18 protein-coding genes and 1 pseudogene are annotated in these 25,786 nt (G+C 61.2%); 6 read left to right on the top strand and 13 right to left on the bottom strand.

All coding sequences use genetic code 11. The features are described 5' to 3' along the window. The first annotated feature begins 232 nt into the window (after positions 1 to 232). Positions 233 to 1,225: an adenosine kinase gene (locus HFO99_RS09695; protein ID WP_222360856.1), complete on the top strand. Its 993-nt coding sequence runs from the start codon at positions 233 to 235 to the stop codon at positions 1,223 to 1,225. Here HFO99_RS09695 and HFO99_RS09690 read toward each other — a convergent pair. Then, positions 1,218 to 1,757, bottom strand: a complete 540-nt coding sequence (locus tag HFO99_RS09690) for an SH3 domain-containing protein (RefSeq protein ID WP_064249052.1) — start codon at positions 1,755 to 1,757, stop codon at positions 1,218 to 1,220. The two genes, HFO99_RS09695 and HFO99_RS09690, sit on opposite strands and share 8 nt — an antisense overlap. Positions 1,758 to 1,942: 185 nt before the next feature. Here HFO99_RS09690 and HFO99_RS09685 point away from each other — a divergent pair, with 185 nt between their 5' ends. Further along, positions 1,943 to 2,944, top strand: a complete 1,002-nt coding sequence (locus HFO99_RS09685; protein ID WP_222360855.1) for a 2-hydroxyacid dehydrogenase — start codon at positions 1,943 to 1,945, stop codon at positions 2,942 to 2,944. 13 nt (positions 2,945 to 2,957) lie between these two features. On the opposite strand, the gene HFO99_RS09680 is transcribed toward HFO99_RS09685, so the two are convergent. Genes HFO99_RS09680 through recF form a run of 3 tightly spaced genes read right to left on the bottom strand, consistent with a single transcriptional unit; the run spans position 2,958 to position 5,388 of the window. Continuing rightward, positions 2,958 to 3,446, bottom strand: coding sequence for a GNAT family N-acetyltransferase (locus tag HFO99_RS09680; RefSeq protein WP_222360854.1), 489 nt, complete (start codon positions 3,444 to 3,446; stop codon positions 2,958 to 2,960). Next, on the bottom strand, positions 3,443 to 4,267 hold the full coding sequence (locus HFO99_RS09675) for a molybdopterin-synthase adenylyltransferase MoeB (protein WP_222360853.1): 825 nt from the start codon (positions 4,265 to 4,267) through the stop codon (positions 3,443 to 3,445). Before HFO99_RS09675 ends, HFO99_RS09680 begins: the two co-directional genes overlap by 4 nt. Continuing rightward, a complete protein-coding gene (gene recF / locus HFO99_RS09670; protein WP_222360852.1) occupies positions 4,264 to 5,388 on the bottom strand; it encodes a DNA replication/repair protein RecF in 1,125 nt (374 codons plus the stop codon). Before recF ends, HFO99_RS09675 begins: the two co-directional genes overlap by 4 nt. 463 nt (positions 5,389 to 5,851) lie before the next feature. On the opposite strand from recF, the gene HFO99_RS09665 reads away from it, so the two are divergent. Further along, the gene (locus HFO99_RS09665; protein ID WP_222332624.1) at positions 5,852 to 6,217 is read left to right on the top strand and encodes a helix-turn-helix domain-containing protein; all 366 of its coding nucleotides are present in this window, start codon (positions 5,852 to 5,854) and stop codon (positions 6,215 to 6,217) included. Between the two features lie 155 nt (positions 6,218 to 6,372). On the opposite strand, the gene HFO99_RS09660 is transcribed toward HFO99_RS09665, so the two are convergent. The 7 genes from HFO99_RS09660 to HFO99_RS09630 form a co-directional block, all read right to left on the bottom strand. Further along, a complete protein-coding gene (locus tag HFO99_RS09660) occupies positions 6,373 to 6,573 on the bottom strand; it encodes a hypothetical protein (RefSeq protein WP_017966481.1) in 201 nt (66 codons plus the stop codon). A gap of 427 nt (positions 6,574 to 7,000) precedes the next feature. Further along, positions 7,001 to 8,128: a molecular chaperone DnaJ gene (dnaJ, locus tag HFO99_RS09655; protein ID WP_011649969.1), complete on the bottom strand. Its 1,128-nt coding sequence runs from the start codon at positions 8,126 to 8,128 to the stop codon at positions 7,001 to 7,003. Positions 8,129 to 8,214: 86 nt separating this feature from the next. After that, positions 8,215 to 10,131, bottom strand: a complete 1,917-nt coding sequence (dnaK, locus tag HFO99_RS09650) for a molecular chaperone DnaK (RefSeq protein WP_064249059.1) — start codon at positions 10,129 to 10,131, stop codon at positions 8,215 to 8,217. A 384-nt stretch (positions 10,132 to 10,515) separates the two neighbouring features. Beyond that, positions 10,516 to 12,852, bottom strand: a complete 2,337-nt coding sequence (locus tag HFO99_RS09645) for a transglycosylase domain-containing protein (RefSeq protein WP_222360851.1) — start codon at positions 12,850 to 12,852, stop codon at positions 10,516 to 10,518. 191 nt (positions 12,853 to 13,043) lie between these two features. Then, the gene (locus HFO99_RS09640; RefSeq protein ID WP_162115571.1) at positions 13,044 to 13,265 is read right to left on the bottom strand and encodes a hypothetical protein; all 222 of its coding nucleotides are present in this window, start codon (positions 13,263 to 13,265) and stop codon (positions 13,044 to 13,046) included. 546 nt (positions 13,266 to 13,811) lie between these two features. After that, a complete protein-coding gene (locus HFO99_RS09635; RefSeq protein WP_222360850.1) occupies positions 13,812 to 14,444 on the bottom strand; it encodes an SH3 domain-containing protein in 633 nt (210 codons plus the stop codon). A 374-nt stretch (positions 14,445 to 14,818) separates the two neighbouring features. Continuing rightward, complete coding sequence (locus HFO99_RS09630; RefSeq protein WP_222360849.1) at positions 14,819 to 16,207, bottom strand: dipeptidase; 1,389 nt, start codon at positions 16,205 to 16,207, stop codon at positions 14,819 to 14,821. A gap of 213 nt (positions 16,208 to 16,420) precedes the next feature. Here HFO99_RS09630 and HFO99_RS09625 point away from each other — a divergent pair, with 213 nt between their 5' ends. Continuing rightward, on the top strand, positions 16,421 to 18,808 hold the full coding sequence (locus HFO99_RS09625; RefSeq protein WP_222360848.1) for an EAL domain-containing protein: 2,388 nt from the start codon (positions 16,421 to 16,423) through the stop codon (positions 18,806 to 18,808). A 6-nt stretch (positions 18,809 to 18,814) separates the two neighbouring features. Here HFO99_RS09625 and HFO99_RS09620 read toward each other — a convergent pair whose 3' ends face one another. Next, complete coding sequence (locus tag HFO99_RS09620) at positions 18,815 to 19,231, bottom strand: MarR family winged helix-turn-helix transcriptional regulator (RefSeq protein ID WP_003544385.1); 417 nt, start codon at positions 19,229 to 19,231, stop codon at positions 18,815 to 18,817. Between the two features lie 543 nt (positions 19,232 to 19,774). Between HFO99_RS09620 and polA the strand changes: the two genes are divergently transcribed. Next, positions 19,775 to 22,774 (top strand): DNA polymerase I, encoded by a 3,000-nt coding sequence (polA, locus tag HFO99_RS09615; RefSeq protein WP_222360847.1) that lies wholly within the window; start codon positions 19,775 to 19,777, stop codon positions 22,772 to 22,774. A 171-nt stretch (positions 22,775 to 22,945) separates the two neighbouring features. Next, positions 22,946 to 25,237 (top strand): DNA translocase FtsK, encoded by a 2,292-nt coding sequence (locus HFO99_RS09610; RefSeq protein WP_222360845.1) that lies wholly within the window; start codon positions 22,946 to 22,948, stop codon positions 25,235 to 25,237. 35 nt (positions 25,238 to 25,272) lie between these two features. On the opposite strand, the pseudogene HFO99_RS09605 reads toward HFO99_RS09610, so the two are convergent. Beyond that, positions 25,273 to 25,772: pseudogene (locus HFO99_RS09605) on the bottom strand (GrpB family protein). Positions 25,773 to 25,786: the final 14 nt, after the last annotated feature.

Genomic DNA, 25,786 nt, shown 5'->3' with positions numbered 1-25,786 from the left:
TCGTGCCGGTAAGATCGAAGGGATCATCCCTCGTGCGCCCGGCTGCAACTGAAAGCTGCTCATGCCGGTCTTCTTGCGAGCATTTCTAGATTTGGAAAATGACAGGGACATGACGAACAGGCGGCACTTTTGCGAAGAAATAGATGCGCCATCCACCATTTATCCTTCCAAACCGGGGAAATTTCGCTAAGACCAAACCCCGGCTATCACAAACTCCGGGACCCCCCATTTCATGACAAGATTCGATGTTCTGACAGTCGGCAACGCAATCGTGGATATCATTGCCCGTTGCGACGACCAGTTCCTCATTGACAACCAGATCACCAAGGCGGCGATGAACCTCATCGATGCCGATCGCGCCGAACTCTTGTATTCGCGTATGGGACCGGCGCTCGAAGCCTCCGGCGGCAGCGCCGGCAACACGGCGGCGGGCGTGGCTAACCTCGGCGGTAAGGCTGCCTATTTCGGCAATGTTGCCCAAGATCAGCTCGGTGATATCTTCGCGCACGACATCCGCGCCCAGGGCGTTCACTACCAGACCCGGCCGAAGGGCACCTTCCCGCCGACGGCACGTTCGATGATCTTCGTTACCGAGGATGGCGAGCGCTCAATGAACACCTATCTCGGCGCTTGCGTCGAACTCGGCCCGGAAGACGTCGAGGTCGACGTCGTTGCCGACGCCAAGGTCACTTATTTCGAAGGTTATCTCTGGGATCCGCCGCGCGCCAAGGAAGCCATCCTCGATTGTGCCCGCATCGCCCATGAAAACGGCCGCGAAGTGTCGATGACGCTGTCCGACAGCTTCTGCGTCGACCGCTATCGCGACGAATTCCTCGATCTGATGCGCTCCGGCAAGGTCGATATCGTCTTCGCCAATCGCCAGGAAGCGCTGTCGCTCTACGAGACCGACGATTTCGAGGAGGCGCTGAACAGGATCGCCGCCGATTGCAAGATCGCTGCCGTGACGATGAGCGAGAATGGTGCCGTCATCCTGAAGGGCCGTGAGCGTTTTTACGTCGATGCGATCAGGATCAAGGAAGTTGTGGATACGACGGGTGCCGGCGATCTCTTCGCCTCCGGCTTCCTCTACGGCTACACGCAGGGACGGTCTCTCGAGGATTGCGGCAAGCTCGGTTGCCTGGCCGCCGGCATCGTCATCCAGCAGATCGGCCCGCGCCCGATGACCTCGCTTTCCGAGGCTGCAAAACAGGCAGGGCTTATTTGAAGGCTTCGCCGGGATAGGCGCCCCAGATCTCCGACTGCGCCACCCAGCCCGAGGCGCCGTCGGTTTCGGCGCGGCACCAGTCGCCGTTGCATTCGCCGATCGTCACCATCACGCCGGGTTCCAGCTTGGCAACGATCGAAGCAGAGGGGAGCGCCTCACGGCGCAGATTGACATAGACGCCTTTGCCCTTGGTCTTCATCCAGGGGGCGGCAATCGCCGCGCGCTGGCCTGATAGCAGCGACTGGTTTACCCAGCCTTCGGTGCCGTCGGCATCGCGGATGCGGCGCCAGTTGTCGTATTCCTGGATGATCTCCACCGGCAGGCCGGATTTCAAGTACATCCAAGAAACCGCGTAATCCGTTCCCGGACCGATGCGCAGGTTGACGCGCTTGGATTTCAGCGTGACGAAACGCGGCAATGGCAGTCCGCTTGGCCCCTTGGCCGCTTGCGCATGGGCGAATTCGACGCTTCCTATGGATGCGGCCAGAGCGATGGCAAGGGCGAGGCAGGACTTCAGGACTTTGCTGCGCATGGAAGTTTCCGGTTGCTCGAATTCGCGGGCAGGCGAGGCCTGCTCGCGGTCCGGGCTTTGACATTCCCCGGCTGCACCGCGAGTTTTGTTTGTCTTCGCGTGCGGGTCTGGTAGAAAATGCCCGGAATGGGAAAATTATCACCCCTCTTGGTTAAAGACCTCTGAACAAGGCACCACAGGCAGCCATGACAGCGAAGAAAAAACCGAAGGTCTACATCACCCGCAAGCTGCCGGATGCCGTCGAAACCCGCATGCGCGAACTCTTCGACGCAGAGCTGAACATCGACGACGCGCCGCGTTCCGTTCCCGAGCTGATCGCCGCGGTCAAGACCGCCGACGTGCTGGTGCCGACCGTCACCGATCGCATCGACGCGGCGCTGATCGAACAGGCGGGACCGCAGATGAAGCTGATTGCGAGCTTCTCCAACGGCATCGACCACATCGACGTCGAGGCGGCGGCGCGCAAGGGCATCACCGTCACCAACACGCCGAACGTCCTGACCGAGGACACCGCCGATATGACCATGGCGCTGATTCTCGCAGTTCCGAGAAGGCTCGGCGAAGGTGCGCGCGTGCTGACCGACAAGCCGGGTGAATGGGCAGGCTGGTCTCCCACCTGGATGCTCGGCCGGCGCATTCACGGCAAGCGCATCGGCATCGTCGGCATGGGCCGCATCGGCACCGCGGTGGCCCGCCGCGCCAAGGCTTTCGGCCTGTCGATCCACTACCACAACCGCAAGCGCGTCAATCCGGCCGTCGAGGACGAGCTGGAGGCGACCTATTGGGAAAGCCTCGACCAGATGCTCGCCCGCGTCGACATCGTTTCGATCAATTGCCCGTCGACGCCGGCGACCTTCCACCTGGTCTCGGCCCGCCGTTTGGCGCTGCTGCAGCCGACAGCCTATCTCGTCAACACCGCGCGCGGCGACGTGGTCGACGAAGCAGCTCTGATCAAGTGCCTGAGGGAGGGCCGGATTGCCGGCGCCGGCCTCGACGTCTTCGAGAACGAGCCTGCCGTCAATCTGAAGTTGGTCAAACTCGCCAACGAGGGCAAGGTCGTGTTGCTGCCGCATATGAGTTCGGCGACGATCGAAGGCCGCATCGACATGGGCGACAAGGTCATCATCAACATCCGCACCTTCATCGACGGTCACAGGCCGCCGAACCGCGTGCTGCCCGGGCGTTGAAGAACGCAATAAATCAGGTGACGCGGGTCGGAGCCGCAAGGACCTTGCGCATCTCGACGAATGTCGTCCTGGCAAAGCCGGGATGCGCCTTCTCGGCGGTTCTGGAAAATCCCCAGGCGGCAAAGACGGCGTGATTGTCGGTGAGTTCGATGCGCGTTTCCAGCCGTAAAGCGGGAAGACCGAGCGCTGCGGCCTCTTCCTCGGCAATCGCCAGCAGCCGCCTGCCGAGGCCCTTGCCCTGCGCCTCAGGCAGAACGGCGAGCTTGCCGACATAGAGACAATCGGCCTCTGGCCGCAGGAAGAGGCAACCGGCCAGCTTTTCGCCGTCGATGGCGACATGGCCGATCTCGGCCCTGGCCTTTTCGGCCAGTGACTCCGCCGTCAGCTTGAGCGCTGAAGATGGCGGATCGATCCTGTCGTTCATCGAGGCGAAGGAGGCGACGATGAGCGCCAGCAGTTCGTCCCAGCGCGTGAAAGTCTGATCAAGCGGAACAACCCTCATTCCGCCTGTCTCTGTGTTGTACGGCGTCGTTTGTAGCGGATGGTGTCGAAGCGGGCCGAGAGCGCGTCGTAGAGCAGCAACCGTCCGACCAGCGGTTCGCCGGTGCCGGTGACGAGCTTGATCGCCTCCATCGCCATCATCGTGCCGATGACGCCTGTGAGTGCGCCGATGATGCCGGCTTCGGCGCAGGCGGGAATCAGCCCCGCCGGCGGCGCTTCCGGAAACAGGTCGCGATATCTAGGGTTGGCCGTTCCGTCCTCAGCTGTCTCATAGGGCTTGAGAACCGTCAGCGAACCATCGAAACGCCCGACGGCGCCGGTGACGAGCGGGATGCGCGCTTCATCAGCCGCATCGGCGGCGGCATAACGTGTGTCGAAATTATCGGAGCCGTCGATCAGCAGATCGAAACCGGAGAGCTGACGGCGGGCGGCCTCCGGCGAAAAGCGTTCCTCGAAGCGGATCAGTCGGACATGCGGATTGAGCCTGGCGATGGCGAAGGCAGCGCTCTCGGTCTTCAATTCGCCGATCGTGCCGGAATCATGGATCACCTGGCGCTGCAGATTAGACAGCGACACCCGGTCGTCGTCGACGATACCGAGCGTGCCGACGCCGGCTGCGGCCAGATACTGCAGGACCGGTGCACCGAGGCCGCCGGCACCGATCACCAGCACGCGGGCGGCTTTCAGTTTCTGCTGGCCGGCGCCGCCGATCTCGGGAAGCAGGATGTGGCGGTGATAGCGCGCGATTTCTTCCGGGCTGAGCGGTTCCATGGCGCCGATGTTATCATGACGCCCGACGCCGGGAAAAGCCGCCTCGGTCATTCGAATACCCTTCCGTCGGCAACCGTGAAAAACTGCGCCCTGTCGACGAGCGCTGAAAACATCGCCCGATCCGTTCCGGTCATGAAGGCCTGGCCGCCGAGCCCGTCGATAAGGTCGAATAGCGCGGCGCGGCGGCCCTCATCGAGATGCGCTGCGATCTCGTCGAGCAGCAGGATCGGCGCATGGCCGGTGAGATTGCCGACGAGCCGCGCATGCGCAAGCACCAGGCCGACAAGCAGCGCTTTCTGCTCGCCGGTGGAACAACGTTCCGCCTCCATCGCCTTTTCGCGGTGATGCACGATGAGATCGGCCCGGTGCGGCCCCTCGAGCGTGCGCCCTGCGCCGGCATCGCGGTAGCGGCTCTCTGCCAGCATCGCCGCGTAGTCGTCTTCGAGGTCGACCGAGGGGCGCGAGAACTGACCGTCCATGAAGCCCGAGAGCTGCAGCGATGCCGAAGGGAAGGGCGAGCTCTCCCGTGTTTCCTCGATCAGCCGGGTCAGCAGGCCAAGCATCTCCTGCCGGGCGAGCGCCATGGCGATGCCGAGGCTTGCCATTTGCTCCTCGATGCCGGCAAGCCAAGAGGGATCGAAGCGGCCTTCGTCCAGCAATTTGTTGCGGCTGCGCATGGCGCGCTCGAAATCGCTGGCGCGGCGGCCATGGGCGGGATCGAGCGACAGCACCAGCCGGTCGAGAAAGCGGCGCCGGTCGGAGGAGGCGCCGGTAAAGAGGCCGTCCATCGCCGGCGTCAGCCAGAGAAGGCGCAGATGGTCGGTCAGTTCGTCGGCAGTCTTTGCCGTTGTGCCATTGATGCGCAGCCTGCGGGCGGTGGTCTCCTCGCTCGTGTCGATGCCGGTGCCGATCTCGACCACGCCCTCCATGCCATCGAGCGCGGCGAAGATCGAAAAACCGCCGGCCGCGCCGACGCGGGTAATGTCTCCGTAGGCCGCGCGACGCAGACCGCGGCCAGGCGAAAGCAGCGAGACGGCTTCCATGAGATTGGTCTTGCCGGCGCCGTTGTCTCCCGTCAGCACGGCATGCCGGCCATCAAGGGTAAGGGCCGCCGCCGCATAGTTGCGGAAGTCTGTCAGCTTCAGACGAGAAAGAGAAACCTTGTGAGGCATCGAATGTCCGGAATCGTGAAGCGTGACAGCTAAGCCTTAGCGGCGTTGATGGCAAGGCTGGCAGCGTCTTGGCCGTGGATCGCGAACCTTTGATAACGCCGCAAATGAGGGACGCGGCGGTTGAACCATAAGGGACAAGCTCGAAGCGATATTTTCTGAATGACATAGCGACGGAGGTGCTGGTCTCCGACATTCTGCCAATGTAGGGGGCAGGCATTGAGCGTCCTAAAGTCTACTAAAAATACAACCGCCGGGGACGCTCCGACATCGCCAGGCCGATACCGTCGACGGTCACCGTCAGTGCCTCCGAGATCCGGATATTCCGGCTTTGCCGCGATCCTTTGAGGCCACTGACGTAACGTGATGCCCAGAAAAAGTCGGTTGAATTTTGCAACTGTCGGGTTGAGTTATTCCGTGAAGGCGATATGGTAAACGAACCGTTTATGTATGAGAGAGTGATGAAGTGCCAGATCCGGTTGATATTATCGTCGGTCGCAACGTCAGACAGTTTCGCGCCCTTCGCCGTGTTTCCCAGCTTGAGCTTGGCGAAGCACTCGGACTGACTTTCCAGCAGATCCAGAAATACGAAAAGGGGACGAACCGCGTTTCCGCCAGTAAGTTGCATCAGATCGCGGTTTTTCTCGATGTCGATATATCTGCGCTTTTCGAGGGAGCCGGCGTGTCACCATTCGGCAGTCGTATCGAACTCAGCCCCGATGCCTATGCGCTTGCGTTGAGCTACGACAAGCTGAACTCACCGGCAGGCAAGGAAGCGGTCAAGACCATCCTCACCCTCATGACGGGCGAAGCGGCCGAAACCGCCGCCTGATTCCACTGAGCATCAAGCTTACCACGAAAAGGCACGGGGCCTGTTCCGGGTCTGGACGATGTCCAGATGCTTATAGCTGTACAGCGTTTTGGGGGCGGCGTGAATCAACACAAGGACCGGGCAGCTCACCTGAACGAGGTTCGATGCCGCGCGCTTCAGTGAATCTCGCGTTCGTGCAGCGCCATCAGCAGATCGTCCTGCGTCTGGTGGCCGGCATGATAAAGGTCGATCGCGATGCTGGCGATTGAAAGGCCCTGTTGGCTGCGAAGCTTGATATTGCGCTCGGCGCACCATGTGTAGATGGCGCCGGCGAGAACGTCGACGTCTTCGGATTGAGAGGAAAAGGCTGGCGCCATGGTCGATACCCTTGGTTTGGTTGTCCCCCGCTAGAGTGCCGCTCTAAGGACGCTCTATCGCTTTTGATTTGGTGCATGACCCCGAGATTCTATTCCGATTTTCGGGGTCATGCACTGACGGCAGAGACTGAATTCATTTGGAAAACTTGCAAGCGGCATCATCTGGCTGCGTTAACGCAAGTCGTCTTCCCGCTCGCCGCCGTTTCGATCCGGGACAGATTGGCCGGTGTGGACGGCGAATGTCGCAAATTGAGACATGCCGCGCCAAGTGAGCGGCGGTTTTTGTGATAACGACATGCGTAAAAACAAAGACTTAAAGCGCAAGGAGCGAATCTGAAAGATCGCGCTACGCTTTAGGATTCCTGGAACAAAAAAAACCGGAGACGTTTCCGTCCCCGGCTTTCGAAACGGGCGTGTCGATTGCGGCTCAGCCTTCGAAGAATTCCTTCATCCGGGCAAAGAAGCCCGTCGATTCCGGATTGTTCTCCTTGGAGGAAAGCTGCTCGAATTCCTGAAGCAGTTCGCGTTGGCGCTTGGTGAGCTTTTGCGGCGTCTCGATCTGGATCTGAATGTAGAGGTCGCCCGTCTGCACCGAACGCAGCACCGGCATGCCCTTGCCCTTGAGCCGGAACTGTTTGCCGACCTGCGTGCCCTCGGGCACTGTGACGCGCGACTTGGTGCCGTCGAGCGTCGCCACGTCGAAGGTTCCGCCGAGCGCCGCCGTCGTCATCGAGATCGGAACGGCGCAATAGAGATCGGCTCCGTCGCGCTGGTAGAATTCATGCGGCTTGACGGACAGGAAGATATAGAGGTCGCCCGCCGGCCCGCCGCGGGCGCCGGCTTCGCCTTCGCCCTGCAGGCGGATGCGCGTACCGTCCTCGATGCCGGCGGGAATATTGACCGACAGCGAACGCTCTTCCGTCACCCGGCCCTGGCCGTGGCACTTCGGGCAGGGATCGGGAATGATCTGGCCGCGGCCGTGGCAGGTCGGGCAGGTCCGCTCGATCGAGAAGAAGCCCTGTGCCGCGCGCACGCGCCCCGTTCCCTGGCAAGTGCCGCAGTTCTTCGGCTGCGTGCCGGGCTTGGCGCCCGAACCCGAACAGACGTCGCAAGTGATCGAGGTGGGAACGCGGATCTGCGCCGTCTTGCCGGAGAAAGACTCTTCCAGCGTTATTTCCATGTTGTAGCGAAGATCGGCGCCACGCTCGCGACCGCCCGACGAGCGCTGGCGCGCACGCCCACCACCCATCATTTCGCCGAAGATATCCTCGAAGATGTCGGAGAAACCGCCACCGGCAAATCCGCCGCCACCGCCGCCCATGCCGCCATGCTCGAAGGCCGCATGGCCATAGCGATCATAGGCCGCCCGCTTCTGCGGGTCCTTGAGCATCTCGTAGGCTTCGTTGATTTCCTTGAACTTCCGTTCGGCGTCCTTGTCATCCGGGTTCTTGTCCGGATGGTATTTCATCGCCAGTTTGCGGAAGGCGCTTTTCAGCTCTTTCTCGTCCGCCGACTTGGCTACACCCAGAGTTTCGTAAAAGTCCGCTTTTGCCATTAAGGATTAAACCCCGGAAATGGATTTTCCGGCTGCCATGGTGAGCAGCCGGATCAGGTGTTGAAGCATAACCACGCCGTCGCGGATTACGCGGACTTCTTGCGGTCGTCGTCCTTGATTTCCTCGTAGTCGGCATCGACGACATTGTCGCCACCTTCCGCAGAGGCATCGCCAGCAGCGCCACTTTCGGCCTGCTGTGCTTCATAGATCGCCTGGCCGAGCTTCATCGACACTTCCATCAGCGTCTGGGTCTTGGCCTTGATGTCGTCGGCATCGGGCTCGGACGCTTCCGACGCCGTCTTCAGCGCGGCGATCGCATCCGAGATGGCGGTGCGGTCGGCCTCGGAAACCTTGTCACCGTAATCCTTCAGCGACTTTTCCGAGGAATGGATCAGGCTTTCAGCCTGGTTCCGGGCTTCGACGGCCTCGCGGCGCTTCTTGTCCTCGGTGGCATGGGCTTCGGCATCCTTTACCATCTTCTCGATGTCGGCGTCGGAAAGACCGCCGGAAGCCTGGATGCGGATCTGCTGTTCCTTGCCAGTGCCCTTGTCCTTGGCCGAAACCTGGACGATGCCGTTGGCGTCGATGTCGAAGGTGACTTCGATCTGCGGCATGCCGCGCGGCGACGGCGGCAGCCCGACGAGGTCGAACTGGCCGAGCAACTTGTTGTCGGCAGCCATTTCACGCTCGCCTTGCGAAACGCGGATGGTCACGGCCTGCTGGTTGTCTTCGGCGGTCGAGAAGGTCTGGCTCTTCTTCGTCGGGATCGTCGTGTTGCGTTCGATCAGGCGGGTGAAGACACCACCAAGCGTCTCGATGCCGAGCGACAGCGGCGTTACGTCGAGGAGCAGGACGTCCTTGACGTCGCCCTGCAGAACGCCGGCCTGGATGGCGGCGCCGAGGGCGACGACTTCATCCGGGTTGACGCCTTTGTGCGGCTCTTTGCCGAACAGCTGCTTGACGACTTCCTGCACCTTCGGCATGCGGCTCATGCCGCCGACGAGAACCACTTCGTCGATTTCGGAAGCGGTAACACCGGCATCCTTGAGCGCTGCCTTGCACGGCGCGATCGTACGCTGGACGAGATCATCGACCAGGCTCTCGAGCTTGGCGCGGGTCAGCTTCAGCGTCAGATGCTTCGGGCCGGAGGCGTCGGCCGTGATGAACGGCAGGTTGATTTCGGTTTGCTGCGAAGACGACAGCTCGATCTTTGCCTTTTCCGCAGCTTCCTTGAGGCGCTGCAGGGCAAGCTTGTCGTTCTTCAGGTCGATGCCGTTGTCCCTCTTGAATTCGCCAACGAGATATTCGACGAGACGCATGTCGAAGTCTTCACCGCCGAGGAAGGTATCGCCGTTGGTGGACTTCACTTCGAAGACGCCGTCGCCGATCTCGAGGATCGAAATATCGAAGGTGCCGCCGCCAAGGTCGTAGACGGCAATTGTCTTGCCTTCTTTCTTGTCGAGGCCGTAGGCGAGTGCGGCTGCGGTCGGCTCGTTAATGATGCGCAGAACTTCAAGACCAGCGATGCGGCCGGCATCCTTGGTTGCCTGGCGCTGCGCGTCGTTGAAATAGGCGGGAACGGTGATGACGGCCTTCTCGACCTTTTCGCCGAGATAGGATTCGGCGGTTTCCTTCATCTTCTGAAGGATCATCGCGGAAATCTGTGCGGGCGAGTAGCCCTTGCCATTGGCTTCGACCCAGGCGTCGCCATTGTCGCCCTTGACGATGGTGAAGGGAACGAGGTGCTTGTCCTTCTCGACGGTCGGATCTTCGTAGCGGCGGCCGATCAGGCGCTTGACCGCAAAGAGTGTGTTCGTCGGGTTGGTGACTGCCTGGCGCTTGGCCGGCTGGCCGACGAGGCGTTCGCCATCATCGGAAAATGCTACCATGGAAGGGGTCGTGCGTGCACCTTCCGCATTCTCGATAACCTTCGCGTCCTTGCCGTCCATGACTGCGACGCAGGAATTCGTCGTTCCAAGGTCGATACCAATTACTTTTGCCATGTCATTCTCTCCTTGAAGCAAGCTGTCGGAACCCCGAGAAGGCATTTCCCTGACAGCCCCTTACGGGATGGGTCTACTTGAGATTACGCAATCGTGATTGCGGTGATGCGGCGTATATAAGGAGCGGTTTTCTGGACTGCAAGGCGAGAAATGCCCCGGAATCCAGCAAAACGAATGTGTTGCGTTCAATTTTTACAGTAGCCGGGACGGAGGTCACCCCTTGCCCGGAAAGCGGCCGATTTTTGGGGCATGTCGCGCAAAACTGCAGAGCGGCTTTGCAACAACGACATGCGTAAAACAAAGACCTGAAGCGCGAGGCGCGACTCTGAAAGATCGCGACGCGCTTAAGATCATCGGGCTTGTGCCGGGTATGCAACAAAGATCTCACTGGCCCATGATCAGATCGAGCAGCGTCGTGCGCCGCGGCTGGACGGAAGAGGTAGTCTGCGCGCCCCCGACATCGCCGGGCGGCACCATCCCCTCATAGCCAGAACCGCTACCTTCGGCAATGTCTGCGGGCGGAACCGGGCCGTTGCCGGTGGTCGCCGCCTGCTGCCGGACAGGCGCTTGCGGATAGCGGTTTGCATTGTCGTTGCCGCCGAAGACGCCGGAAATGATACCGCCGATCGTCGATGGCGGCGCCTCCGCCGTCATCGGTTGCCCGCTGCCCAACTGCCCGTTGCCCGGTGCCTCAGCCATCGGCTGACCGTTGTTCGGATCGGCGATCAACTGGCCATTGCCGAAGAGCGGCGCCGGCGAAAGCCCCTTGTGGGCGGCGATCATGAATTCCTTCCAGGCCTTGGCGGGCAAGCCGCCGCCGGTCACCTTCTTCATCGGCTTGCCGTCGTCATTGCCGAACCAGACCCCGGTGGTGAGGTTGCTGGTGAAACCGACGAAGAGCGCGTCGCGCGAATTCTGTGTCGTGCCGGTCTTTCCCGCCGCCTGCCAGCCGGGGATCTTGGCGCTCTTGCCGGTGCCGCTCTCGATGACGCCCATCATCATCGTATCCATTTCGGCGGCGATCTGCTCGGAGAGCACGCGCGGCGGGCTGTCATAGGTATTTTCGTAGAGAACCTTGCCTTCGGCTGTCGTCACCCGCCGGATGACGTGCGGCGTCGCCTTGTAGCCGCCATTCATGAAGGCGGCATAGGAGGCGGTGAGTTCTATCAGCGACACTTCCGAGGTGCCGAGCGCGATCGAGGCATTCGGCTGCAGCTCGCTTTCAATGCCGAGCCGGTGGGCAAGCTTGATCACCTGGTCCGGCCCGTCATACATCACCAGCTGCGCAGCCACCGTGTTCAGCGATTTGGCAAGCGCGGTCGCCAGCGTCACTTCGCCATTGTATTTCTTCTCGTAATTTTCGGGCGTCCAGTCGCCGATCCGGATCGGCGCGTCATTGAACACCGAATAGGGCGTCAGCCCCTTCTCGAGTGCGGCAGCATAGACGAAGGGCTTGAACGACGAACCCGGCTGGCGTTTGGCCTTGACGGCGCGGTTGAACTGGCTTGTCGCATAGTCCCTGCCGCCGACCAGCGCCCGGATCGCGCCGGTGCCGTCGATCGAGACCAGGGCCGCCTGCGAGGCGTCGAGCTTCCCGCCCTCCTTGTCGAGCGCGTCGACCAGCGATTGCTCGGCCTTCTTTTCCAGCGACTTGTCGATGGTCGTATCGACGATGACGTCTTCCTTGACGTCGCCGATCAGACCCGGCAGCTCGTCCATCACCATGTCGGCGACATAGTGCCCGGCGCCCGACCAGTAGCTCTTGGCCGAAGCCGGGGTCTGCGACATCGCCGTCTTGACTTCGGAATCGGTGATGAACCCCTGCTCGCGCATCGCCGCGAGCACGAGCTGGGCGCGGGCATTCGCCGCATCGGCGTCGCGGGCCGGCGAAAGCCGCGACGGCGCCTTGAGCAGGCCGGCCAGCACCGCGGCCTCGCCGAGGTTCACATCACGCGCCGATTTGTTGAAGTAGCGGCGTGAGGCCGCCTCGACGCCATAGGCGTTCGATCCGAAGAACACCCGATTGAGATACATGGCAAGGATCTGGTCCTTGGTGTATTTCTGCTCCAGCCAGAGCGATAGCAGCACCTCCTGCACTTTGCGTTCAAGCGTTCTCTCAGGCGAGAGGAAGAGGTTCTTGGCAAGCTGCTGCGTCAGCGTCGAGCCACCCTGCACCATGTGGCCAGCCGTGAGATTGGTCACGACAGCCCGGCCGAGGCCGAGCGGATCGACGCCGAAATGCGAATAGAAACGCCGATCTTCGATGGCGATGACGGCTTCCGGAATATAGGGCGACATGTTTTCGAGCGACAGCGCCTCGCCGCCGGTGGCGCCGCGATTGGCGATGACGCTGCCGTCGACGGCGGTGATCTTCACGTTCGGCGGCCGCTCCGGGATCGCCCATGTGCTGGCGCTCGGCATGCGCGAGCCATAATAGACCACAAGCCCGGCAACGCCGATGCCGGCCCAGATGAAAAGCACGACGCACCAGTAGATCACGCGGCGCAGGAAGCCGAAAAAGCCGCCGCCTTCGCGCTCCCGCGGCTCGCGCTTCCGCCGGGGGGCAGCACGTTGCGGTGGGGGTTTCGAGCCGCTGCGGCGCTGGGATCGGCCTCCGGCAATGCGATCGTCGGCATCAAGCGAGAATTCGTCATCGTCGCGCGCCGGGCGGCCGCTGAAGGACGGTTCTATTCTGTCGCCTGATCTGCCTCTGCCTGTCATCGCGGACCGGTCACACCCCATGTTCGATCGCGAAGCCAGCTTCGCATAACGGTGCTCTTCTCCAGCGCCGCGCGTCTTCTCAGACGCGCGAAGTACGCTGCAGCTGGCTGCCGTGATCACCCGACTGAACTGTAAATGCGGCGATTTAACGGGGTGTTAATAATGGAAAGCAAAGCAGATCGCGCCGCTTGTCAAAACTGGCGGGCTTCGTAATCGTCGAGCGTTTCCGGGTCCTGCTTATATTCCCACTCGCCCAGATGAAAGCGGCGCCAGATCTGGCCGGAAGGGTTGAGGTTCGCCCCATCGGTGAGGCGCACAGGCAGGAGTGGGTTATGTTTATGCCAAACGGTAACATCTATGGCGGCCGCCCGAGGGGCGAAAAGCCCGAAGAAAGCCAGGTAGTCTTGCGTCATCAGGGTCCAGCCTCGAACGGATTAAAATCAATCCGCAACTTCACAAAACTGCAATAAAGAATCCCGCAAAACAAGAGCCTCGCGATGGCTTCACTTCAAATTGTCGATGACCGCATTCGAGGATCAATGCTTCCCCCGCGTTTCCTCTCTTGCGCTCGCCGGCGATGCGGCGCGCGTCGTGAAAACAAAGGCCCGAAGTCTGTGGCGTGAGCTACGTGCGATACGACGTAGTTCACCGCTGCGCGCGTCTTTTCGAGAGGCGCAAGTGACGCTGTAAAACTTTGAATTGCTCGATAATTTTGTCCTTAAAGTCGATTCCGATTTAAGGAATTATGCAGGAAGCGGAACCAATAGGCTTCGCGTTTGTTTACTGAGAAGCGGGACAACCCCTCAAGTCCCGCGAATGATCGGCCGTCTCCCCTCAACACGTGCCGATCGACATCAGGCCCGGTGCACCCTCATGGGAGCGCCGGGCTTTTTTCTTGGGTGTTTGCCCTTGGCTTGGCAAACCTCAAAAGAGGACGGCGCTGCCGTCCCCTCTCTGTCTCATTCGTCGCAGGAGGGATCGCCGGGGCGGCAATCAAAGTCCCTGCGGTCCGGCCTGCGATCATCGCCTCTCCGGTCGTCCCTCTGCCGTTCACCTCTTTGCCGATCGTCCCTTTGATTGTCGTCGCGCCAGTCACGATCGCGGTCGCGCCCATCTCGGTCGCCATCTCGCTCGCGCCAGTTACGGTCGCGATCCCGATCCCGATAGTCGCGGTCGCGGTAGTAATAATCCGGGCCGCGGCTCCAGCGGTCACGGTCGCGATAGAAATCGCGGTTGCGGTAATAACGGTCCCAATAATTGTCGACGCTGAAGCGAATCATCGGAATGCCGAGCGGACGGTAATATTGCGGGCCGACATAGACGCGGCGCTGCTGGTAGAGGGCCTGCACGTACTGCCCGGAAACCCAGCCGCGGCCGCCGTAGAATTCCACGTCGCACCAGTTGACCTCGGAAAGGCATCCGCGGATCTCGACGGAGGAACCGGCCGGGATGACCGCGACGGCAGGATAACGGGTGCTCGGACCCGCACGCATGTTGACGTTCGCCGTCGAGAAGCCCTCGGCAGCCTGCGCTATGGCAGGCGCCAGCATAAGCAGGCCGACCGCTGCAATTTTAACAAAGAGATTTTTCACGCTTCTCAGTCCTTGTTGGCACGTTTTTCAGGCAGCGCTTGGCCGCGTTTCCTTGGCATATGCCATTGAAACAAAAGATAGAGCGATCGCCACCAGGTGTTAGGGCGTTGCTATTCGCCTTATCTTTCAAAGGCTTATATATGACCCGCGATGAACGCAGCTTGAACGGCGAAATGTCGGACAGCGCCTTGGAGCCGCGAGCTGTGCTTCCGGCAAAGAGTAGGTATTGTTAACGGTTGGTTAACCTTTCGGCGGCAGTCTCATTGCAATACCCGCTTGCTCCTTGACCACGGATGAACTGGCACCGAGATGAGCGGATGACGAAAGGCCGGGTCGAACCGGCCTTTTTTTTGCGATTCTGCCTGGCACGCCGTTCAGGCGGCCAGCGCCTGAAGAATCCGCACCCAGGAGCGGATACCCTTGTGGTAGGAGACGAGCTCGTATTTCTCGTTCGGCGAGTGGATGCGGTCATCGCTGAGGCCGAAGCCGACGAGCAGCGATTCCATGCCGAGCATCTTCTGGAAATCCCCGACGATCGGGATCGACCCGCCCATGCCGATGACGATGGCGGGTTTCGGCCACTCGTCGGAAAGCGCGTTCTTCGCCTTGGTCAGAACAGGCGAATCATAAGAGAGGTGGATCGCCGGCGAGCCGCCATGCGGATGGAACTCGACCGAGCAATCGGCGGGAATTTTCGAGCTGATATAGCTGCGGAAAGCGTCGCGGATGGCGGCCGGATCCTGCGCGCCGACGAGGCGGAACGAAACCTTGGCCGAAGCCTTGGCGGCGATCACCGTCTTGAAGCCTTCGCCGGTATAGCCGCCCCAGATGCCGTTGATTTCGGCGGTCGGCCGAGCCCAGGTGAGTTCCAGCACCGACCGGCCCTTTTCGCCGGATGGGATGGAAAGGCCGACTTCGCCGAGGAAACTTTCCGCGGTCTTGCCGAGCGTCTCCCATGACGCCTTGATGTTGTCGGGCGTTTCCTCGACGCCTTCATAGAAGCCGTCAAGCGTGATGCGGCCCGTCTCGTCATGCAGACCGGCAAGAGCCTCGACGAGAACATGGATCGGATTGGCCGCCGCGCCGCCGAAGAGACCGGAATGCAGGTCACGGTCGGCGGCTGTCACGATCACTTCCTCGCCGACAAGGCCGCGCAGCGCTGCAGCGATTGCCGGCGTGTCGCGGTCCCACATGCCGGTATCGCAGACCAGCGCATAATCGGCCTTGAGCTCGGCGGCATTGGCTTCGAGGAAGGGCTTCAATGAGGGCGAGCCGGATTCCTCCTCGCCCTCGAAGAGAATGGTGATGCGGCAGGGAAGCGCGCCATTGATTTCCTTATAGGCGCGGCAAGCCTCGACGAAGGTCATCAATTGGCCCTTGTCGTCGGAGGTGCCGCGGCCGGTCAGGATCTTGCGGCCCTCGCCGACATCCTTGATCGACGGCTCGAAGGGGTCGTTTTCCCAGAGCTCGATCGGGTCGACCGGCTGAACGTCGTAATGGCCGTAGAAGAGAACATGCGGCGCATCGGCAGAAGCGCCGGCATGGTGCGCGATCACCATTGGATGGCCAGGCGTATCGCGCACCGAAGCTTCGAAGCCAATGCCTTGTAGATAGGCGACGAGCCATTCGGCGGCTTTCCGGCATTCTGCCTTGAAGGCGGGATCGGTGGAAATCGACTGGATGCGCAGAAGCTCAAACAGCTTTTCCAGACTCGTGGAAAGGTTCTGATCCGCGCGTGCAAGCACCTGTTGTACATCCGTCATTTTCGACTCCTTTTTGAAATTCGGCCGGACGATAGACCAAACCTGAAAGGCAGGCGAGGCGGAAAAAACGAAAATCGGCGGTGCGAAAGACGCCCAAATCAGTATCGGGGTCAAGAATATCGCCGAACATTATAGAAGAAGTTTCTAATTCAATTTACAGTTATTTAGTACAACCTCGATAGCCTGATCGAATTCAGCTGTTCGGGGGGACGGATGTTTTCGATCATCACATGTATTCGCGACGATCACGATTGGCGCCTGGTGCTTGTGGCGGCCGCGGTTTGCCTGATCGGCGCGATGGCAGCGATGCTGCCGCTTTCCCGTGCTCAAGGGTGCGATGCCGGGCGGCGCAAGCTCTGGATCGGTGCCGCGGCTTTCGCTTTCGGCACCGGCGTATGGGCAACGCACTTCATCGCGATGCTGGCCTATGACGGCGGCATGCCGATCAGCTATCAGCTGGGCCTGACGGCGCTGTCCTTCCTCCTGTCAGTTGGCGGCTCATGGGCCGCGATCCTCGTCGCCTCGCAAAGCCACGGCAGATTTTCGCGCATCCGTGGCGGCGTCCTGATGGCGCTCGGCATCGCCGCGATGCATCTGACCGGCATGCAGGCGATCCAAACTCAGGCGGTAATCGTCTACGAACCCTATATGACGCTGAGTGCGGTTCTCGCAGGAGCGCTGTTGTCAAGCGCCGCCTTCCACGCCTTTTTCGAATTGAAGGGACCGGGGCGGCTCCTCGCTTCCTCGAGCACTTTCGTCCTCGCGATCTGCGCGCTCCATTTTATCTCGATGGCCAGCATCACGCTCGTGCCAGACCCCGGCAAAGAGCTTCCGGCAACGGTGCTCGACGCCAGCCTGCTTGCTGCGATCGTCGTGGCGGCGGCGGCGACGCTCATTCTGATGGCGCTCGCGGTGGTCTATATCGAAAGCCACCTGACGGATCTGAGGGGGCTCGCGAATGCCTCGCACGAAGGGCTGCTGATTCTGCGGGAAGGCAGGATCATCGACGCCAACGAACGTTTCCAGGAACTCTCCGGCTGGAAGCTTGCCGATCTTACCGGCAAGGCGCCCTCTGCTGTTTTGGGCGCCGTCCAGGGACAGAACAGGCTTGGCGAGACGCTGCTCAACACCAGGAACGGCAAGGAGACCGCCGTCGAAGTGAACACAAGCAGGATCGTCTATCGCGGGCACAATTGCGACGTTCTGGCGGTGCGCGATCTCAGCGAGCGAAGACAGGCCGAGGAAATGATCGAACATCTCGCCCACCACGATGTTCTCACCGATCTTCCGAACCGAGCATTGTTCGACACGCGCATCCGCCAGGCGCTGCAAATGGCCGAACGAAAGAACGGCGAGGTTGCCCTCCTCTATATCGATCTCGATCGCTTCAAGACCGTCAACGACGTTTTCGGCCACGCCGAGGGTGACCGAATTCTCTGCAAGGTCGCCTCGATCCTGCGCCGCGCGACTGATGAAAGTGATACGATCGCCCGCCTCGGGGGCGATGAATTTGCCATCATCCAGCCCTCCGGACAGCAGCCGGCGGCAGCGCAGAAGCTCGCGGCCGCCATCCTCGACGAATTCGCCGTCGAGATGGATACGGCGCGCGATCCGACCGCCGTCGGCGTCAGCCTTGGCATCGCCATTTATCCGGCCGACGGCAGCGATGCAGACGAGATCTGCAACAACGCTGATATCGCGCTCTACCGGGTCAAGCACGGCGGCCGCGGCAAGGCCTGTTTCTTCGATGCGGAAATGGACGAGGCCACACGAGCCCGCCGCCTGATTGAAAGCGAACTGCGCCACGCCATCACTCGCCATCAGATCCATGTCAGCTATCAGCCAATTGTCGATGCGCATAGCGGCGTGATCAGCGGTTACGAGGCCTTGATGCGCTGGAACCGGCCGGGCCACGGCATATGCGAACCGGACGTCTTCATTCCGATCGCCGAGGAAAGCGGGTCGATAGTCCAACTTGGGGAATGGGTGCTGCAGCAGGCCTGCACGGAGGCCGCTCGCTGGCCGCATCCGCTGACGATTGCCGTCAACGTCTCGCCGGTGCAGTTCATGCTGCCGAACCTGGCCGAGCGAATCGAGACAATCCTCGAGGAAACGCGGCTCGCGCCAGATCGGCTGGAAATTGAAATCACCGAGGCCGCTCTCTTCCGTGATCGCGATCGGGTGATGACCACGCTGCAGCGTCTGCGCAGTCTGGGAGTTCACATCGTCATGGACGACTTCGGCACCGGTTATTCCTCCCTTTCCAACCTGCGAACCTTCCCTTTCGACAAGATCAAGGTCGACCGCAGCTTCACCGGCATGCTGGAGCATGATGCGGCGGCGCGGTCGATCGTGCGAGCAATCATCGGCCTCGGTCACAGTCTCGGCATGCCTGTTGTGACGGAGGGCGTCGAAACCGAGATGCAGCGCCGGATCGTCCTCGAAGAAGGCTGCGCGCAGGTACAAGGCTTTTTGCTCGGCAAGCCGGATATCGAGCCGAGCATCAAGTTCGCCGCCCGCAAAAGCCTCCTGTCGTCGACGGCTGACGCTGACGCGCTGCCGGTGTCGTGGCGGCGAGATACGCGCCTTGCCTGCGAGTAATCTGGGTCAGAGCGCCTTGGCGTTTTCCAGAAGCCGGCGGATATATTCGAGTGTCAGCTCACGCTCGAAAACTCGAAAACCTTTAAACAGCGCCAGATCGGCCTCACGCGCGGTCTCGATTGCCTCGGCCTCCATGGCACGGGCGCGCGGCGTCAGGAACAGCAGTTGCGCCCGTTTGTCGGATGGATGCGGCCGGCGTTCGATCAGCCCGTCGCGGACCATGCGCGAAAGCGTATTGGCCATGGTCGCCTGCTCGATATCGACCCGCTCGAGAAGCTGTTTCTGGGTGAGCCCATCCTCGGCCCAGAGTTCCAGCAAGATGGGGAACTGGCCCGGAGAAAAACCGAGCCCGACCGCGCGCTGGTGCAGCGAGCGGGCAAAACCCTTCGCCAGCTGGCTGGCAAGGTAGGCTCCCGAATCCATGCGGTTAAATCCCATGACTGCAAGTTAGGCTCAAAACCATGCCGGAGACAATGCAGCAAATCGCATACGATGCTCCATAACATGCAAGCGGCGATGACAATTTCGAGGGTCTTGGAAAAACAAAAGTCGCCATGGCCTGGAGGTTGGCCATGGCGACTTTAAAGTGGGGACAAAGGCCCGGAGAGGGGGATAAGGCCTTTGTCCAAGCCTGACGCGGCGGGGGACAAGCCGGTAATCAGACCCGCGGCGCAATCAAGCGCCGGTGACATGGATTTGTGCCTCAGAATGTGGTTTTTCAAGGGAGGGCCATCGTTACAAATCGGTAACAGTTTGGTGAGCCGGAATCCCTGCTGCCGGATTCCGGGAATTGGAATCGCTCGCAGGATAAAATTATGCAGCAACGCCAAGTGCTCAGCGTTCTCTACGTGTCCGAAACGACGCGCGGCGCTGTAACGCTCCGAACGCCATAATCCTTTTCGCGCGCCGAACTTTATGCCGAACTCTATATGGACCTCGTCCGATGCCCGCGCTATCCATGCACGCATGAAAAAAGGCGATCACCTCTTCCTAGTCGATGGTTCCGGATTCATCTTCCGGGCGTTTCATGCACTGCCGCCGCTGACCCGCAAGACCGATGGCCTGCCGATTGGCGCCGTGTCCGGTTTCTGCAACATGCTGTGGAAGCTGCTGAAGGACGCGCGCAATACCGATGTCGGCGTGACGCCGACACATCTTGCCGTCATCTTCGATTATTCCGCCAAGACGTTTCGCAAGGATCTCTACGACGCCTACAAAGCGAACCGCTCCGCCCCGCCGGAAGAGCTCATCCCGCAATTCGGCCTTATAAGAGAGGCGACCCGCGCCTTCAATCTGCCCTGCATCGAGACCGAAGGCTTCGAGGCCGACGACATCATCGCCACCTATGCCCGCCAGGCCGAAGCGACCGGCGGCGATGTCACCATCGTCTCCTCCGACAAGGATCTGATGCAGCTCGTCAGCCCCAATGTCCATATGTATGACAGCATGAAGGACAAGCAGATCGGCATTCCCGATGTCATCGAGAAATGGGGCGTGCCGCCGGAAAAGATGATCGACCTGCAGGCGATGACCGGTGATTCCGTCGATAATGTTCCCGGCATTCCCGGCATCGGCCCGAAAACCGCCGCCCAACTCCTCGAGGAATACGGCGATCTCGATACGCTGCTCGAACGCGCCACCGAGATCAAGCAGGTCAAGCGCCGTGAGACGATCCTCGCCAATCTCGACATGGCCAGGCTCTCGCGAGATCTCGTGCGGCTGCGCACCGATGTGCCGCTCGATCTCGATCTCGACGCGCTGGTGCTGGAACCGCAGAACGGCCCGAAGCTGATCGGCTTCCTGAAGACGATGGAATTCACCACGCTGACGCGCCGCGTCGCCGAAGCCTGCGATTGCGATGCGAGCGCCATCGAACCAGCGATCGTTCGCATCGAATGGGGTGACGCTGCCCGCGGTCCGGATCTCGATGCGGCCGAGCCTGAGCCCGTTGCCGGCGGTATCCCTGAGGTTTCCGGCGAATCCGTGCCGGTGCCGCCGCGTGCGAAGGCGAAGACCGCCGTCGAAGGCGCCTTTTCGCCTGCCGATCTTGCTAAGGCGCGGGCCGAGGCCTTTGCGACGCTGCCCTTCGATCATTCGGCCTATGTCACGATCCGCGATCTGGCGACGCTCGACCGCTGGATCGCCGATGCGCGCGCCACCGGCCTCGTTGCTTTCGATACCGAGACCACGTCGCTGGATGCGATGCAGGCCGAGCTTGTCGGCTTCTCGATGGCGATCGCCGACAATACGGCCGATCTCACCGGCACGAAGATCCGTGCCGCCTATGTGCCGCTCGTCCATAAGAACGGCGTCGGCGATCTGCTCGGCGGCGGCCTTGCCGAAAACCAGATTCCCATGGGCGATGCCCTGCCACGGCTGAAGGCATTGTTGGAAGACGAATCGGTTCTCAAGGTCGCCCAGAACCTGAAATACGACTACCTGCTGATGAAGCGCTACGGCATCGAGACCAGGAGTTTCGACGACACGATGCTGATCTCCTACGTGCTCGACGCCGGTACCGGTGCGCATGGCATGGACCCGCTCTCGGAAAAATTCCTCGGCCATACCCCGATCCCCTATAAGGACGTGGCGGGCAGCGGCAGGGCGAATGTCACCTTCGATCTGGTCGACATCGACCGCGCCACCCACTATGCCGCCGAAGATGCCGACGTCACGCTGCGCCTCTGGCTGGTGCTGAAGCCGCGCCTGGTGGCGGCGGGATTGAGCAGCGTCTATGAACGGCTGGAGCGGCCGCTGTTACCGGTGCTGGCGCGCATGGAAGCGCGCGGCATCACCGTCGACCGGCAGATCCTGTCGCGGCTCTCCGGCGAGCTGGCCCAGAGTGCAGCAAGGCTGGAGGACGAGATCTACGTGCTGGCCGGCGAACGTTTCAATATCGGTTCGCCGAAGCAGCTGGGCGATATCCTGTTCGGCAAGATGGGCCTTGCCGGCGGCAACAAGACGAAGACAGGCCAATGGTCCACCTCCGCGCAGGTGCTCGAGGATCTGGCCGCCGCCGGTTTCGAATTGCCGCGCAAGATCGTCGACTGGCGCCAGGTCACCAAGCTGAAATCCACCTATACCGACGCGCTTCCGGGTTACGTTCACCCCGAGACAAAGCGGGTCCACACCTCCTACTCGCTGGCATCGACGACCACGGGGCGCCTGTCCTCGTCCGAGCCGAACCTGCAGAACATTCCGGTGCGCACCGCCGAAGGCCGCAAGATCCGCACCGCCTTCATCTCGACGCCTGGCCACAAGCTGATCTCTGCCGACTACAGTCAGATCGAGCTGCGCGTGCTTGCCCACGTGGCCGAGATCCCGCAATTGACCAAGGCCTTCGAAGAAGGCGTCGACATCCACGCCATGACGGCGTCGGAAATGTTCGGCGTGCCGGTGGAAGGCATGCCGGGCGAGGTGCGCCGCCGCGCCAAGGCGATCAATTTCGGCATTATCTACGGCATCTCGGCCTTCGGGCTTGCCAATCAGCTTTCGATCGAGCGTTCGGAAGCCGGCGACTACATCAAGAAGTATTTCGAGCGTTTCCCAGGCATCCGCGACTATATGGAAAGCCGAAAGGCCATGGCGCGCGACAAGGGTTATGTCGAAACGATCTTCGGCCGCCGCATCAACTATCCCGAAATACGCTCGTCCAATCCATCCGTGCGTGCTTTTAACGAGCGCGCGGCGATCAACGCGCCGATCCAGGGCTCGGCTGCCGACGTCATCCGCCGGGCGATGATCAAGATAGAGCCGGCGCTTGTTGAGGTCGGCCTTGCCGATCGCGTCCGCATGCTGCTGCAGGTGCATGACGAACTCATCTTCGAGGTCGAGGACGAGGATGTCGAAAAGGCGATGCCGGTCATCGTCTCGGTCATGGAAAACGCCACCATGCCGGCGCTGGAAATGCGCGTGCCGTTGAGGGTCGATGCCCGCGCCGCCACCAATTGGGACGAGGCGCACTAAAAGCTTCCTCAAAAATCGCAAAGATTTTTCTCGCCGCCAGAACTCATTGAAAGTGCAGCGATTTATCTCCCGGAACCGTATCGGAACGATACGGCAGGAAGGAACTTATTAACCTTCCTTTTCTATCCCGGTAGGGTAGTAATTTGCAAAGCATGAGTGAGTAGCGGACGCATGCGTTTTCCCAGAACCAATTTGACGGATGCCGGAGATTTTTCCAGCGAGATTGAAACGGACCTTCCGGAGGAAAACCCAGGGGAGAAGCCGGCGGTACCCATCTGGCAGAGCAACTTTTCCCTCGCGCCGAATGTCCGTTTCACCCGCACGCCGGAAACGCTGATCAGCAGGCGGCGCGCGCCGAATGAGCCGGTTCGCGATGATTCGCAGATTGGACAGCAGGCGATACGGATAGAGCCGGTTGCCGTCGACGTGCCGTTCGATATCTATCTACCGGAGCCGGACGAAATTTCCGCAGCACCGCACAGGATCGAACTGCAGCAGTCACCTTTGCTTGACGAGCCCGGCGCGCCGGCTTTCCGTGCCAGCGCCGAGCTTTCCTCCATTTCGGATTTCGCTTTCTGGGAAGTCATGGCCTTCGAAGAGGCAGAGCCGGTTCGCGCACCGCCGTTGAGATCGTTCCCGAAGACCGAGACCTCGCCCGAATCGATCACGTCGCTGTTCCGGATCATGGAATGGCGCCCCGGCCGGCCGGCCCCCGCTCCCGTCGTCTCCCGCCCGGCCCCGCAGCCCGCCGCGGTCTCCGCAAAGGTTGCCGTGCGCCCTGCCGCCGCCCCGTCCCTGGAAAAGCCCAGGCGCATTAGTGTCGAGGCACCGGTCATGCTGGCACCTCAGGCCGCGCCGGCCCCGCAGCGCACGCCGCCCGTCGCCGCGGTTCTGCCGTCGCCGCGCCTGGCCGTGAGGCCCGAAAGGATCGACGCATCCGGCTATGAGTTCCCGCCGCGTGCCCTGTTGCAGGAACCGCCGGAACGCCTTGGCGAGATCATGTCGCAAGAGACGCTGGAGCAGAATGCCGGGCTTCTGGAAAGCGTGCTGGAAGATTTCGGCATCAAGGGCGAGATCATCCATGTCCGCCCCGGTCCTGTCGTCACCCTCTATGAATTCGAGCCGGCGCCGGGTGTGAAATCGTCGCGCGTCATCGGCCTTGCCGATGATATCGCCCGCTCGATGTCGGCGCTTTCGGCCCGTGTCGCCGTCGTGCCCGGCCGCAATGTCATCGGCATCGAATTGCCGAATGTGACACGTGAAACCGTCTATTTCCGCGAGATGATCGAAAGCCAGGATTTCGAGAAGAGCGGTTACAAGCTGGCGCTCGGTCTCGGCAAGACCATCGGCGGCGAGCCTGTCATTGCCGAGCTCGCCAAGATGCCGCATCTGCTCGTCGCCGGCACCACCGGTTCCGGCAAGTCGGTCGCCATCAACACGATGATCCTGTCGCTGCTCTACCGCATGACGCCGGAACAGTGCCGGCTGATCATGGTCGACCCGAAGATGCTCGAACTGTCCGTCTATGACGGCATCCCGCATCTGCTGACGCCCGTCGTCACCGATCCGAAGAAGGCGGTCATGGCGCTGAAATGGGCCGTGCGCGAAATGGAGGAGCGTTATCGCAAGATGTCGCGCCTCGGTGTCCGCAACATCGACGGTTATAACGACCGCGTAGCCCAGGCCCGCGAAAAGGGCGAGACCATCCATGTTATGGTCCAGGTCGGCTTCGACAAGGGCACCGGCACTCCGATCGAGGAAAGCCAGGCGCTGGACCTGACGCCGATGCCCTATATCGTCGTCATCGTCGACGAGATGGCCGACCTGATGATGGTCGCCGGCAAGGATATCGAAGGCGCGATCCAGCGTCTTGCCCAGATGGCGCGCGCCGCCGGTATCCATCTGATCATGGCGACACAGCGTCCGTCGGTCGACGTCATCACCGGCACGATCAAGGCGAACTTCCCGACCCGCATCTCCTTCCAGGTGACTTCGAAGATCGACAGCCGCACCATTCTCGGCGAACAGGGCGCCGAGCAGCTGCTCGGTCAGGGTGATATGCTGCATATGCAGGGCGGCGGGCGGATTTCCCGTGTCCACGGCCCCTTCGTCTCGGATGTCGAGGTCGAAAAGGTCGTCGCCCATCTGAAAACCCAGGGCCGTCCGGAATATCTCGACACCGTCACCGCCGACGAGGAGGACGAGACGGAAGAGGAAGAAGCCGGCGCCGTCTTCGACAAGAGCGCCATGGCCTCGGAGGATGGCAACGAACTCTACGAGCAGGCAGTCAAGGTCGTCATGCGCGACAAGAAATGCTCGACCTCCTATATCCAGCGCCGCCTCGGCATCGGCTACAACCGCGCTGCTTCATTGGTGGAGCGCATGGAGAAGGAAGGCCTCGTTGGTCCGGCGAATCACGTCGGCAAGCGCGAGATCGTATCGGGACGGGGCGATGGCGATTAATCGCCGGCGGCCAGTGCGTCTGACGGATTCCTGTTTTACGTCTTCAAGGCAGCCAGCCGAACCGGCTCGCTGACAAACTCGGTCTTTCCGCCGGTGTAAAAATCCCAATTGCCCCCTCCGCAGCCAGCCGGCGTTTCAGATCGGCATAGGCCCTGGCCCTCTCGGGATGATCCCGGAGATAATCGCGAAACAGAATGCGCTCCCGATGCGCGCGATTATTGGGTCCGCAAAGATAGAGCTTGAAGCCATAAGCTTGATGATCGCGGGTGAAAGCCCATCGTTGCTCTCCAGTGTCGCCGTGGAAGACCAAATCCGCCGCGCGCACCATCTCGATCGCCGCCGGCAGGAACGCGTCGGATATCATCACGGCATCGAGGTCGATCTTCGGCTTGGCCGCCAGGCCAGGCACCGAGGTGCTGCAGATATGATCGATGGAAAGCAGGCGGTCGCCGAGCAAGGCGGAGACCTCGGTGCTGATTTCGGCAAAGAGCCGCGGCCAGGAAGGATCGTAGTCGACCACTTTGATGGCACGCATGCCCTTCCTCTCGA

This window comes from Rhizobium leguminosarum (assembly GCF_019798305.1).
In the GTDB taxonomy this organism is placed as follows: domain Bacteria; phylum Pseudomonadota; class Alphaproteobacteria; order Rhizobiales; family Rhizobiaceae; genus Rhizobium; species Rhizobium leguminosarum_U.
The sequence above is the reverse complement of the archived record's forward strand: the minus strand, read 5'-3'. Positions and strand labels throughout refer to the sequence as shown.